At 59.5% G+C, this 12,784-nt stretch carries 15 protein-coding genes and 1 pseudogene; 7 read left to right on the top strand and 9 right to left on the bottom strand.

Annotated elements, in window-relative coordinates; all coding sequences use genetic code 11:
- Positions 1-155 precede the first annotated feature (155 nt).
- Positions 156-1,178, top strand: a complete 1,023-nt coding sequence (locus FQ187_RS04180) for a transporter (protein WP_149628512.1) — start codon at positions 156-158, stop codon at positions 1,176-1,178.
- A gap of 111 nt (positions 1,179-1,289) precedes the next feature.
- Complete coding sequence (locus tag FQ187_RS04175; RefSeq protein WP_149628511.1) at positions 1,290-2,903, top strand: inorganic phosphate transporter; 1,614 nt, start codon at positions 1,290-1,292, stop codon at positions 2,901-2,903.
- Positions 2,904-2,905: 2 nt separating this feature from the next.
- Here the strand turns inward: FQ187_RS04175 and FQ187_RS04170 are convergent, their stop codons facing one another.
- Positions 2,906-3,802: a LysR family transcriptional regulator gene (locus FQ187_RS04170; protein WP_149628510.1), complete on the bottom strand. Its 897-nt coding sequence runs from the start codon at positions 3,800-3,802 to the stop codon at positions 2,906-2,908.
- Between the two features lie 121 nt (positions 3,803-3,923).
- Here FQ187_RS04170 and FQ187_RS04165 point away from each other — a divergent pair, with 121 nt between their 5' ends.
- On the top strand, positions 3,924-4,682 hold the full coding sequence (locus tag FQ187_RS04165; RefSeq protein WP_149628509.1) for an SDR family NAD(P)-dependent oxidoreductase: 759 nt from the start codon (positions 3,924-3,926) through the stop codon (positions 4,680-4,682).
- Positions 4,683-4,704: 22 nt separating this feature from the next.
- Here FQ187_RS04165 and FQ187_RS04160 read toward each other — a convergent pair whose 3' ends face one another.
- Positions 4,705-5,142, bottom strand: a complete 438-nt coding sequence (locus FQ187_RS04160; protein WP_149628508.1) for a multidrug/biocide efflux PACE transporter — start codon at positions 5,140-5,142, stop codon at positions 4,705-4,707.
- A gap of 90 nt (positions 5,143-5,232) precedes the next feature.
- On the opposite strand from FQ187_RS04160, the gene FQ187_RS04155 reads away from it, so the two are divergent.
- A complete protein-coding gene (locus FQ187_RS04155) occupies positions 5,233-6,087 on the top strand; it encodes a LysR family transcriptional regulator (RefSeq protein ID WP_149628507.1) in 855 nt (284 codons plus the stop codon).
- A gap of 93 nt (positions 6,088-6,180) precedes the next feature.
- Here FQ187_RS04155 and FQ187_RS04150 read toward each other — a convergent pair whose 3' ends face one another.
- The 3 genes from FQ187_RS04150 to FQ187_RS04140 form a co-directional block, all read right to left on the bottom strand.
- Positions 6,181-7,416 (bottom strand): RNA polymerase sigma factor, encoded by a 1,236-nt coding sequence (locus tag FQ187_RS04150; protein WP_149628506.1) that lies wholly within the window; start codon positions 7,414-7,416, stop codon positions 6,181-6,183.
- On the bottom strand, positions 7,416-7,766 hold the full coding sequence (locus FQ187_RS04145; RefSeq protein ID WP_008151161.1) for a YciI family protein: 351 nt from the start codon (positions 7,764-7,766) through the stop codon (positions 7,416-7,418). The genes FQ187_RS04150 and FQ187_RS04145 overlap by 1 nt, the downstream gene beginning before the upstream one ends.
- Positions 7,767-7,846: 80 nt before the next feature.
- The gene (locus tag FQ187_RS04140; RefSeq protein WP_008151160.1) at positions 7,847-8,272 is read right to left on the bottom strand and encodes an SgcJ/EcaC family oxidoreductase; all 426 of its coding nucleotides are present in this window, start codon (positions 8,270-8,272) and stop codon (positions 7,847-7,849) included.
- A 141-nt stretch (positions 8,273-8,413) separates the two neighbouring features.
- Between FQ187_RS04140 and FQ187_RS04135 the strand changes: the two genes are divergently transcribed.
- Positions 8,414-8,899 (top strand): N-acetyltransferase, encoded by a 486-nt coding sequence (locus tag FQ187_RS04135; protein WP_149628505.1) that lies wholly within the window; start codon positions 8,414-8,416, stop codon positions 8,897-8,899.
- A gap of 101 nt (positions 8,900-9,000) precedes the next feature.
- Positions 9,001-9,196 (top strand): annotated as a pseudogene (locus FQ187_RS04130) (pyridoxamine 5'-phosphate oxidase family protein); the annotation flags it as partial.
- 146 nt (positions 9,197-9,342) lie between these two features.
- Here FQ187_RS04130 and FQ187_RS04125 read toward each other — a convergent pair.
- The 4 genes from FQ187_RS04125 to FQ187_RS04110 form a co-directional block, all read right to left on the bottom strand.
- Positions 9,343-9,513 carry a prevent-host-death protein gene (locus FQ187_RS04125; protein ID WP_149628504.1) on the bottom strand — a complete coding sequence of 57 codons (171 nt, stop codon included), beginning with the start codon at positions 9,511-9,513 and terminating at the stop codon, positions 9,343-9,345.
- The gene (locus FQ187_RS04120; RefSeq protein WP_149628503.1) at positions 9,510-9,998 is read right to left on the bottom strand and encodes a GNAT family N-acetyltransferase; all 489 of its coding nucleotides are present in this window, start codon (positions 9,996-9,998) and stop codon (positions 9,510-9,512) included. Before FQ187_RS04120 ends, FQ187_RS04125 begins: the two co-directional genes overlap by 4 nt.
- 97 nt (positions 9,999-10,095) lie before the next feature.
- Positions 10,096-10,581, bottom strand: coding sequence for a GyrI-like domain-containing protein (locus FQ187_RS04115; RefSeq protein WP_149628502.1), 486 nt, complete (start codon positions 10,579-10,581; stop codon positions 10,096-10,098).
- 67 nt (positions 10,582-10,648) lie between these two features.
- Positions 10,649-11,311, bottom strand: coding sequence for a LysE family translocator (locus tag FQ187_RS04110; protein ID WP_149628501.1), 663 nt, complete (start codon positions 11,309-11,311; stop codon positions 10,649-10,651).
- A 139-nt stretch (positions 11,312-11,450) separates the two neighbouring features.
- Here FQ187_RS04110 and alaC point away from each other — a divergent pair, with 139 nt between their 5' ends.
- Entirely contained in the window at positions 11,451-12,662 is a 1,212-nt protein-coding gene (gene alaC / locus FQ187_RS04105) for an alanine transaminase (protein ID WP_008151144.1), read from the top strand.
- Positions 12,663-12,784 lie beyond the last annotated feature (122 nt).

Raw genomic sequence — 12,784 nt, 5'->3', positions numbered from 1 at the left:
GAAGAAGACAGGGATTGATCAATCGAACTATGATTTTTCATGGACTCGCCCTCGCTGTCGTTGGCTGTTTAGACTGCCACCGTGGCGCATTGACGCCTCGGCTTGGGCGAGTCCATCCAATTACATAGAGCAATAGCGCCCCTTTGCGAGACCTCATGAACCACAGCATCGACCAAAGTCATCGCGACACGGACCTGTTCGGTCTGCTGTACGGTTTCAGTTTTCGCCCCGGCGAGCGCGGTCGCGAGCTCGATTCGGCCAAGGCCTTGCAGTGCCTGCAACAACCCGGCGACAACGACGAATTTCTCTGGCTGCACCTCAACCTGGCCCACGCCGCATGCGAGCGCTGGATGAAAAGCCATCTGGAGTTGCCCGACGAATTTTTCGAAGCGCTGCATGAGGGCTCCCGTTCGACGCGCATCGAGCATGTGGATTCGGCGTTGCTGGCGGTGGTCAACGACGTGGTGTTCAACCTCAGCAGCATGGTCTCCTCGGATGTCTCGACGCTGTGGGTCTGCGCCCGCAGTCGGCTGATCATCAGCGCACGGCTGCAACCGCTGCACTCGGTGGACAAGCTGCGCTCGTCGGTGAAGGCCGGAGAATGCTTTCGCTCGCCGCTGGAATTGCTGGTGCATCTGCTGCGCGATCAGGGCGAAGTGCTGACCCAGATCGTGCGCAAGACCAGCCTCAGTGTCGATCAGATCGAAGATGAGTTGCTGTCCTCGCGACTGTCGACCAATCGGGCTGAGCTGGGTGCCAACCGACGGGTGCTGGTGCGCCTGCAACGCTTGTTGGCGCTGGAACCGGGCTCGTTGCTGCGCCTGCTCAATCGCCCGCCGCAGTGGTTGCAGAAGGAAGACGTCAAGGAGCTGCGCAAGTCCACCGAGGAGTTCGCGCTGATCATTAACGACCTCACGGCGCTCGGCGAACGGATCAAGCTGTTGCAGGAAGAAATCGCCGCCAACCTCAACGAACAGAGCAACCGCACATTGTTCACCCTGACCGTGGTGACGGTGCTGGCGTTGCCGATCAACATCATCGCCGGGTTCTTTGGCATGAACGTCGGTGGGGTGCCGCTTTCCGGCGACCCGGAAGGGTTCTGGATTCTGGTGGCCTTGGTCGCGACGTTTACCGTGATCGCCGGGCGTTGGGCGTTTCGTAAGCGTCAGGATTATTAAGATCTTTTGATTCTGCCTTTAAAAAACCCAAACACTGACCCAGCGCAGCCTCTCTGTAATATTCAGCAACGATCATGGGCGACATTCCTTCTCTCCTCAGGATTGTCCGTCATGGCTACTCCTTCCTTCACCGCCGCCCAAGCGCCCGCCAGTAGCGCCAAACCGCAACTCGATAAAAAGCCCGGCCTGCTGACCATCGTGATTTTCTTCGCGGTGCTGGGCAGCGGGCTGTTGTTCACCGCCTACAGCCTGATGCACGACATGAACGAACTCGGCACCGTGGTGACCACCTGGACGCCGTTTCTGCTGTTAGGCGTGGCGCTGCTGATTGCCCTCGGTTTTGAGTTCGTCAACGGTTTCCACGACACCGCCAACGCCGTGGCCACGGTGATTTATACGAACTCCTTGCCGCCGAATTTCGCGGTGGCCTGGTCCGGGTTCTTCAACTTCCTCGGGGTGCTGTTGTCCAGCGGCGCGGTGGCGTTCGGCATCATCGCCCTGCTGCCGGTGGAGCTGATTCTGCAGGTCGGTTCCTCCGCCGGTTTCGCGATGATCTTCGCCCTGTTGATCGCCGCGATCCTGTGGAACCTCGGCACGTGGTGGCTGGGCTTGCCTGCCTCGTCGTCGCACACCCTGATTGGCTCGATCATCGGTGTCGGCGTGGCCAATGCCCTGATGCACGGTCGCGACGGCACCAGCGGTGTGGACTGGGCGCAGGCAACCAAAGTCGGTTACGCGCTATTGCTGTCGCCGCTGATCGGCTTCGCGTTTGCTGCACTGTTGCTGTTGGCCTTGCGTGCTTTCGTCAAGAATCGTGCGCTGTATAAAGCACCGAAGGGCGACACTCCGCCACCGTGGTGGATTCGCGGCCTGTTGATCCTGACTTGCACCGGCGTGTCCTTCGCCCACGGTTCCAACGATGGCCAGAAAGGCATGGGCCTGATCATGCTGATTCTGGTCGGCACGCTGCCGATGGCTTACGCACTGAACCGCACCATGCCGGCGGACCAGGCGCTGCAGTTTGCCGCCGTGGCCGAAGTCACCCAGCAAGCGCTGGTCAAAAGTGCTCCGCTGCCAGCGCCGACCAACCCGCGTCCGGTGCTGTCCGAATACGTGCGCAGCAAGGAAGCCACGCCGCAACTGATCCCCGCCCTCGCCGCGTTGACCGGCAATATCGGGAACGAAGTGAAGGGCTACGGCTCGCTCTCGAAAGTCCCGGCCGAGGCCATGGGCAACGTGCGTAACGACATGTACCTGACCAGCGAAACCATTCGCCTGATGGATAAAAACAAGGTCGGCAACTTCGATGCCGACACCACCGGCAAGCTGCAACTGTTCAAGCAGCAGATCGACAACGCCACGCGGTTCATTCCGCTGTGGGTGAAAATCGCGGTGGCCATCGCTCTGGGGCTGGGCACCCTGGTCGGCTGGAAACGTATCGTGGTGACGGTCGGCGAGAAGATCGGCAAGACCCACCTGACTTATGCGCAAGGCGCCTTGGCGGAAACCGTTGCGATGCTGACCATTGGCGCGGCGGACATATTCGGCCTGCCGGTCTCAACCACTCACGTATTGTCCTCGGGCGTGGCCGGGACCATGGTCGCCAACGGCGGCGGTTTGCAGATGAAGACCATCCGCAACCTGCTGATGGCCTGGGTGCTGACCTTGCCGGCGGCGATTCTGTTGTCGGGCAGTTTGTATTGGTTGTTCACCAAGCTGTTCTAAGGTCAGGTGGTTGATCGGATCACCTGCCCCAACCAATCCATGAACGCTCTCACCCGCAACGGCAGATGCCGTTGCCGGGCGTAGAGCAGCGAAACCTCCATGGATGGCGCATTGAATTGCGGCAGCACCGCCACCAACTCGCCACTGAGCAGGTGGGGCTGCATGCCCATCAACGGCGCCTGAATCAAACCAAAACCGCCCAGACACGCCGACTCGTAACAATCGGTGCTGTTGACCGTGACGCTGCCCGCCATCGGCACTCGATGGAGCTTGCCCTCTTGCTCGTACACAAAGCCCTCCGACCGCGAACCCAATACGCCGACGTAATGGACCAGCCGATGCTGCGTCAGGTCTTCGAGCCGTTCAGGCACGCCATAACGCTGCAGATACTCGGGGCTGGCGCAGTTGACCATGGTGAAATCGCACAAATGACGCGCGACCACCGATTGATCCGGCTGCGCGCCGACTCGCACCACGCAATCAAACCCTTCGCTGAGCAAATCGACCCGGCGGTCGGTGCTGCTGATTTCCAGCTCGAGATTGGGGTGCTGAGCCAAGAACTCGGGCAGACGCGGCATCACCACCCGACGGGCCAGAATGTTCGGCATGTCGATGCGAATCCGCCCAACGAGCGACGCTTCGTCCTGGCGGAACAACCCTTCGATTTCGTCCATTTGCGACAGCAAGTCCTTGCTGCGCTCGTACAACACCAGGCCGTCCTGAGTCGCCTGAACCTTGCGCGTGGTGCGTTGCAGTAACCGCGTGCCGACCAGCATTTCTAGGGCCTGGACGTGCTCGGACACGGTGGACCTGGGCAAACCCAGGCTTTCACCGGCAAGGGTAAAACTCGACATCTCGGTGACGCGAACGAAGGTACGCAGCAGTTCCAGCTTGTTCATGGGCCGACCTTTATTGCTCGGATTAACCGACCAGTGATTCCGATTTAAGCCTGTTTATCACTTCAGGACGGATAAATACACTTCCTCCACGTCATCACCCACTGCTCCTTGAGGAAGTCCCATGAACCGTAAAATCGCACTGATCACCGGCGCCAGCCGCGGCCTCGGCAAAAACGCAGCCCTGCATCTGGCAGCCCAAGGCATCGACGTTATTGGTACTTACAACAGCCGCGCCGATGAGGCTAAAGCACTGGTCACAGAAATCGAAAGCCTCGGCGGTCGCGCCGTCATGCTGCAATTGGACGTTGGTCAGAGTGAAGGCTTCGCAGATTTCGCCACGCAGGTCGCCGATGTATTGCGCAGCCGTTTTGATCGCGAGCACTTCGACTTTTTGCTCAACAACGCCGGCATCGGCCTGAATGCGACCTTCGTTGACACCACCGTCGCCCAGTTCGATTTACTGATGAACATCCATCTGAAGGGGCCGTTCTTCCTCACCCAGAACCTGCTGCCGCTGATGGCTGACGGTGGCCGTATCCTCAACGTTTCCAGCGGTCTGACCCGCTTCAGCTTGCCGGGTTACGGCGCTTACGCGGCGATGAAAGGCGCGATGGAAGTGCTGACGCGTTATCAGGCCAAAGAACTCGGTGCACGCGGTATTTCCGTGAACACCCTGGCGCCCGGGGCGATCGAAACCGATTTCGGCGGCGGCACGGTGCGTGATAACAGCGACGTGAACAGCTATGTCGCCGGCAACACCGCGTTGGGGCGCGTTGGTCAGCCGGATGACATCGGTGCTGCGATTGCATTGCTGCTGGCGCCGGGCAGTCAGTGGATCAACGGCCAGCGCGTAGAGGCGTCGGGCGGGATGTTTTTGTAAACGCCATCGAGATCTTTTGCTTTTATCCCGAGACAGCCTGGCGCATCACCACCCGCTCGCGCACCACGTCATACACCCAGTGGTAGACGTAGGTGTACGGCAGAAAAAACAGCAACACGCCGATGTCCAGCAGAAACGCTTGCCCCAGGCTCACCTTCAACCACCAGGCAATCAACGGCACACCCACCGCGACCAGACCGCCTTCGAACAACAGCGCATGGACAACACGTACCCACGCGTTGTGCACGATGTCGTAGTGTTTGAGCGCACGGTCGAACAGGCCGTTGAAGACCACGATCCAGGCCAGAGCAAGGGCGGCGATAACAAGAGTGACAACGCCCATCTCGAGCATCGGTTTGTCCATGATCCACGCCAGCAGCGGCGTACAGATCAAAATGGCCAGCAATTCGAAACCGATGGCCTGGAAAATACGTTCAGTGATGGATTTGTTGGCGCTCATGGCCAGACTCCTCTGAGTGACTGTGGTTGCCATGATCCTTCTTCACACCGATACTTCATAACCAATAACCATCGATCAAGGCGATAGTTCATGGCCTCTCAAGAAGTGTTGCAGGCTTTCGTTCAGGCAGCGACTCAAGGCTCGTTTTCCGCCGCGGCGCGCAAATTGGGCCGCAGTCAGTCGACCATCAGCGCCGCCGTGGCCAGCCTTGAAATCGACGTGAACCTGACTCTGTTCGACCGCAGCAGCCGCAAACCGAGCCTGACCCCGGCCGGGCACGTGATGCTGCAACGGGCCGAGGACATTCTGGCCGCCACCAGTCGACTGGAAATGACCGCCAGCCAACTGTCCCAAGGGGTCGAGCCGAAGCTGACCGTGGCGATTTCCGACACGTATCAGTCCGACCGATTCGAAGCCGCGCTCAGCGCCTTCGAGCAGCGTTATCCGGATCTGGAACTTGAATGCCTGATCGCCGAGTGCGATGACTTGGTGGCCTTGGTGCAACGGGGTCGGGCGCATGTGGCCTTCGCCGAAAAACAAGACAGTTACCCGCCGGACCTGGTCAGCTCGACCGTGGAAGAACGGACCGAGATTGCCCTGTTCGTGTCCCGCGAGCATCCGTTGGCGGCGCTGAGCCACATCAATCAAGACGTGTTGCAACAACACCGGGAGTTGCGTCTGGCGACGATCGTCAATCCGTATGAAAGCCGTGCGAAGGGGCGCGTCTGGTCGGCGCCGAGTTATCTGATGCTGCTGGAAATGGCCCAGGGCGGATTCGGCTGGGTCCCTTTGCCCCGGTGGCTGGTGGAGCGATTTGGGCCAGGGACGTTGCAGGAACTGGACGTGCGCGGCTGGCCGAAACCGGTGTTCGTCGATGCACTGTGGTCGCGGCTGCATCCGCCAGGGCCGGCGGGGAGTTGGTTATTGAGCAAGATGCTGGAATAGCGGTGCTGCCATTCGCGAGCAAGCCCGCTCCCACAGGATTTGCGCTAAACCTGTGGGAGCGAGCTTGCTCGCGAAGAGGACCGCAAGATCACATCACTTCAGCTCCCGCAACCGGGCCTCGATAAACCGCCGCTCCGGCACTTGCTGCGTCAACTCCAGCGCCCGCTCATAAGCCGCCCGCGCCTCATCACCCCTTCCCAACTGCCGACAAAACTCCGCCCGCGCCGCGTGAGCCAAGTGGTAATCCAGCAAATTACCCCGCGCCAGGATCCCTTCAATCAACGTCAGCCCCGCCAACGGCCCATCCCGTTTGGAGATCGCCGCCGCACGGTTCAATTCGATCACTGGCGAAGGCGCCGCCCGCAACAGTACGTCATACAGACCCACAATCTCCAGCCAGTCCGTTTCCGCCGCCGTGGGCGCTTCGGCATGCGACGCCGCAATCGCCGCTTGCAGGCAATAAGGCCCGAAGCGCCGGGTTGTCAGTGCACGCTCCACCAGTGCGCAACCTTCGGCGATCATCTCGGCGTCCCACAACGAACGGTCCTGTTCATCCAGCACGATCAACTCTCCGCTCGCCGATGTCCGGGCCGGGCGTCGGGACTCGTGCAGCAGCATCAGCGCCAGAAGCCCCATCACTTCGGGCTCGGGCAGCAAATCCATCAACAAACGACCGAGCCGAATCGCTTCGCGGGTCAAATCCTCACGGGTCAGTTCCGCGCCGATGGACGCGGAATAGCCTTCGTTGAACACCAGGTAAATCACCCGCAACACGCTGTCCAGGCGCTCGGGCAATTCCGCCAACGTCGGCACTTGATAAGGTATTTTTGCGTCACGGATTTTGGCCTTGGCACGCACGATGCGCTGGGCGATGGTCGCTGGCGCCGACAGAAAGGCCCGGGCGATTTCTTCCGTGGTCAGGTCGCAGACTTCGCGCAGCGTCAACGGCACCTGGGCGTTCGCCGCGAGTGCCGGGTGACAACAGGTGAAGATCAGGCGCAGGCGATCGTCTTCCACGTCTTCGTCACTCCAGTCGGCCTGCTCCAGCGCCTCCAGTTGAGCGATCAACATCGGTTGCGACGCGATAAAACGTGCGCGCCGACGCAATACATCAATGGCCTTGAAACGCCCCGTGGACACAAGCCAGGTACGCGGATTGTCCGGCACACCGTCACGCTGCCAGCGTTCGACCGCGACGAAAAACGCCTCGTGCAAGGCCTCTTCGGCGAGGTCGAAATCTCCGAGCAAACGGATCAGGGTCGCCAGAATCCGCCGCGAGTCTTCGCGGTAAACCTGCTCGACCTGCGCCCGTACCGACTCGGCCGACATCAGGCGCCGGGATTCAACTGACGAACGGGACGCACCTCGACACAGCCGACCCGGGCCGCCGGGATGTTGCCGGCGACCTGGATGGCTTCATTGAGGTCTTTGGCATCGATCAGGTAGAAGCCGGCCAATTGCTCCTTGGTTTCGGCGAACGGGCCGTCGGTGATCGACATTTTCCCGTTGCGCATCCGCACCGTGGTCGCGGTCTGCACCGATTCCAGCGCCTCGGCGGCGACCATTCGGCCGCTGCCCTGGATCGCCTCGGCATAGGCCATGCATTCAGCGTCATTCGGGCTTTCGGGCAGCGAGTGCAACTCGTGCTCGTTGCTGTAGACCAGGCATAAATACTTCATGGGGCTCTCCTGAATCGAACGGATCAACTATGGCTGTAGATTGACGCTTTCGCGACATTCCCGGCGAATCAGCACGACGCTCACGGCTCCAGGTTGAACAGCACCGTGCCGCTCATCATGTCGAACGGGGCCGACCAGTGTTCGTGGACGATGCGCCATTGTCCATCGTCGCGCCGATAGCAGGCGGTCACGCGCATCCAGCAGGCCTGGGTTTCGCCCTTCTCGTTGGTGCCGCCGCAATGGGCCAGCCAATGGGCGAAGGCGATATGCTCGTCCGCCACGATGTTCATATGGTCGAAATCAAACTTGTGCGCGCCCTGGCACATTTCCATGCATTCCTGCCAATGCGCGCGGTAGGCCGCCTTGCCGCGAAATTGCAGGGCCTTCACCGCATCGTAGGAGACGATGTCCTCGGCATACAGGGGCATGAGTTTCTCGACATCCTTGGCGATGACCGCCTGACGATAGGTGTCGATCAGGGTCTGGATTTCGTGGGTAGCGTTCATGGTGGTTCTCCGTGGTTTTTGTGGTGAAGACACCTTTAGTCGTCTGGCGAAAAGACAAATCGACAGCGGAAATAAAAATAGTCCAGGAACGCAAACTCGTTAGAATTCGAAACACATTTATGTTGGAAAAAGGACACTCCAGTGACAGCCCGACTCGTGCCTTACGACAGCCTGAACGCGCTCCAGCGCCAGCAGGTCGAGGCCATTGAAGTTCACAAAGAACAAATCAGGTTCTGCGGCGACATTCACGGTGCGTTGCACACCTTGCTGTCCAAACCCGGCCCCGGCGTCAAAGGATTTGCGCTACTGGTCGAGGATGTTCCCGTGGCCTTTCTGCTGCTCAAACGCCCGCCCGTATTGCCGGCGTGGGCCGATGAACACAGCGCCACCCTTCACGCACTGCAAGTCGATCATCGGGCTCAGGGCAAAGGCTATGGCAAGGCCTGTCTGCAAGCCCTGCCCGACGTTGCGCGTCAGGCGTTTCCGGAAATAAAGGGGCTGGAGTTGTCGGTGGATGCGGATAACGCATCGGCCATCGCGCTTTACGCAAAATTCGGCTGGGTCGACAGCGGCGAAGCCTACAGGGGCCGGATCGGTTACGAACGGCGCATGGGTCTGATTTTCTGAGGTGGTTATGCTCAACAGTATCGAAGAACTGGAAGCCCTCTACGGCCAACCTCACGACCGCGCCGTACGCAAGCAGATCGCTTTTTTGAACGAGGCCGAAGCTGGTGACGGTGGAAGCGGCATACTTCCACTGCTCCAATGCCATCGTTCGTTCGGATTTATGGAACCCGCAAAAGCACGTCGAATGCGCTCCCCTGCCGACGGCGAGCCTTTCACAAGCGTTTGAACGATGGGCAGTTCGATGCCGAGACATATGACCGGGAAGCGCCGGCCAGAGTGCGGGACAACCTTTACTGATCGAACACGAAAAAGGGTTGCCTTGAGGCAACCCTTGGGAGATATCGGAGCAATAGGCTGTAGTCGAAAGTTACTTCTGCGTCGCATAGCGCTTCAGTGAAATAGCCTCCTGTTATGCAGTACTCACGAACTCTACTTTGAAGGCCTCAGCCATCGTTATCGTATTGCAGCAATTGACGTCGCTTCGCCAGTTTTTCCAGCAACATATCACCAGAGATCAGCTTTCCCTGCTCCTTGTCGCGTGAAGAGAACGAAAGCAGTCTGATCAGCGCGATGGTCTCATCTCGCCGCTTACGTTTCTCGTAAGACTCGATCACAACTCCAACTCCATCTCATGCCAAGCCATCCCGCCATGGTCAGACGCTGAAGGCTTGATGTAAGCAAAGCCGAACCCGGCATACAGCGGAATATGCCGCTCCTTGCACATCAGATGGATGTGGGTCTTGCCCAGCGCGCGCATCCGCTCGATGAATTCGCCCATCAACTGTTTCGCCAGGCCCTGCCCCTGAAAATCCGGGTGCACCACCACCGACATGATGACCACGTGCGGGCCGGCCGGGTCGTGGCCGATCAGTTCCTTGAACGCCTCGTCCGACATCTCGACCTGAAACGCCGCACCGGAATTGATGAAACCGGCTACAACGCCATCGACTTCGGCCACGATGAAACCTTCGGGCCAGGTGGCGATGCGGGTGGCGATTTTCTCGCGGGTCGCGGCTTCGTCGCCTTCGTAGGCAACCGTTTCGATGGCGTAGCAGCGGTCCAGATCAGCAGGCGTGACGTGGCGGATGACGGTGTTCATGGCAGCTCGGGATCAGCGATGGAAAGGCTGGGGATCATAAATCAGCGCCACCACGACATCGAGAGGCGAATCGCCGATCCGCCTCTCGATCCAGTCATTACGCCTTGAGCGGCAGCCAGATTTCCAGCACGCCGGTGTTGAGCTTCGGGTTGAAGTCTTCGCTATAGCGTTCGAATTCCGGCGCGTCCGCCGCCTGATAACCGGACTGTGGCAGCCAGGTTTTCCAGATGTATTGGAAGGTCTGGGGCAACTGATCGAGAGAGCCTTTGTGCTCGAACACTGCATAGTGCTGAGGCTGGACCTCAACCCAACGGTATTTCTCGGGCAGGTCGTCGAGCTTGCTGATTTCAACGCCGGCAATGTATTCGAAGCCGCCCTTGCCATCCGGATTGCAACAGATGCCGTAGGTCACTTCGTTTTTTTGACCGGGAATTTTGCCAATCTCGGGAATGAATTTCTCCCAGAGAGCAGGGATGCCGCTGGTCGTATCCGTGGTAAATCGTCCGCCAAGCCCTGCAATGAGCAGGAAGTGCCCGTGCTCGAAGCGTGGCTTGGCCGTTTCGACGCCTGTTTGCTCATCCATGACTCAACTCCTGGAACAAAAAAGTGGGTTCGGCTGGGAGTATAGAACCCAAACCGAATTCGCCCAGTTACAGAGCATGCAGCTGCTCGACAGCACCTGCGCCGACGAACTCGGTATACCCCGATAGGATCACGTAGACCGCGAAATAGCAGAAGATCGCCGCCGATGCCATATAGGAGTAACGCAGCAGTTTGTCGCCCAGCAACTTGCCTCCGTGACTCGCGGCGAAGCACAACGCAACGCACCAGAGCACCCCGGCGCAGAGAAATCCGCCAAGAAACAACACCGAACTGAGGGCGCCACCGCCGCCGGAACGAGCGATCAATGTGCCGCCCACCGCCGCGAACCAGAGAATGGCGCTAGGTGACGACATGGCGAGGAAGATCCCGCGGAAAAACTCGCGCCGATGGGAGTTCTGACCCACGTCTTCGGCCTGCGCCAGTACCGCCTCATGGTGAATCGCCGAATAGATCATCTTCGCCGCGAAGTACAACAACAGCGCCGAACCTCCGATCCACAGCACCCAGCGCACGCTTTCGTATTGCAGCAAAACGGTCATCCCGGCCAAGGCCAGCACGGCGTAGATCAGGTCGCCCACACACGTCCCCAAACCCAGCGCGAAGCCTTGAAAATAGCCACGCTGCATCGCCAACGTGATCATCGCGATGTTGGCCACGCCGATGTCCAGGCACAGCGAAAGGCTCAGCAAGAAGCCACTGGTAAATTCCATCAACCGATTTCCTTCGGACAAATTTGTTTACATAGTCGCTGGACAGTTTGCCACATCAGCCCTTACATTCCGCCACAGGTCACCGCAGTGACCAGCGTCGCTCGGACGGTTCCGGGCGCTCACGTTACCCGAGGCAACAATGGCCAACCCAGGTTCGCCGCGCCGCTTTGCGCGCATAGATCGACTCCCCCCTTACGTATTCAACATCACTGCCGAGCTGAAGATGGCCGCCCGTCGTCGTGGCGAAGACATCATCGACTTCAGCATGGGCAACCCCGACGGCCCGACACCGCCGCACATCGTCGAAAAACTCGTCACCGTCGCCCAGCGCGAAGACACTCACGGCTACTCGACGTCCAAGGGCATTCCGCGTCTGCGCCGGGCGATTTCCAATTGGTACAAGGATCGCTACGAGGTCGACATCGACCCGGAAAGCGAAGCCATCGTCACCATCGGTTCCAAGGAAGGCCTGGCGCATTTGATGCTGGCTACCCTCGACCAGGGCGACACCGTTCTGGTGCCGAACCCGAGCTACCCGATTCACATCTACGGCGCGGTGATTGCCGGCGCTCAGGTGCGTTCGGTGCCATTGATTCCGGGCGTGGACTTCTTCGCCGAACTGGAAAGCGCCATTCGCGGCTCGATTCCGAAACCGAAAATGATGATCCTCGGCTTCCCGTCGAATCCCACTGCCCAGTGCGTGGAGCTGGACTTCTTCGAGCGAGTGATCGCCCTCGCCAAGCAGTACGACGTTTTGGTGGTGCACGACCTGGCCTACGCCGACATCGTCTACGACGGCTGGAAAGCCCCGTCGATCATGCAAGTGCCGGGCGCCAAGGACATCGCGGTGGAGTTTTTCACCCTGTCCAAGAGCTACAACATGGCGGGTTGGCGCATCGGTTTCATGGTCGGCAATGCCGAACTGGTCAACGCCCTGGCGCGGATCAAGAGTTATCACGACTACGGCACGTTCACCCCGCTGCAGGTCGCGGCGATTGCGGCGCTGGAAGGCGATCAGCAGTGCGTCAAAGACATCGCCGAGCAGTACCGGCAGCGTCGCAACGTGCTGGTCAAAGGCCTGCATGAACTGGGCTGGATGGTCGAGAATCCAAAAGCGTCGATGTATGTCTGGGCGAAGATTCCAGAGGCTTATGCGCACCTGGGCTCGCTGGAGTTCGCCAAGAAACTGCTGGCCGAAGCCAAGGTTTGCGTCTCGCCGGGTGTAGGGTTTGGGGAGTATGGAGATGACCACGTGCGCTTCGCGCTGATCGAAAACCAGGATCGGATTCGTCAGGCCATACGCGGGATTCGCGGGATGTTCCGGGCGGATGGGCTAATTAGCAAATCTTGACGCCCTGCACATAACACTGTGGGAGCGGGCTTGCTCGCGAATGCGGTGTGTCAGTCAACATTGATGTTGTCTGACACGGCCCCTTCGCGAGCAAGCCCGCTCCCACATTTGGTTTTGCGGTG

Origin of the sequence: Pseudomonas sp. ANT_J28, assembly GCF_008370005.1 — a bacterium.
Lineage (GTDB): Bacteria > Pseudomonadota > Gammaproteobacteria > Pseudomonadales > Pseudomonadaceae > Aquipseudomonas > Aquipseudomonas frigoris.
The sequence above is the reverse complement of the archived record's forward strand: the minus strand, read 5'-3'. Positions and strand labels throughout refer to the sequence as shown.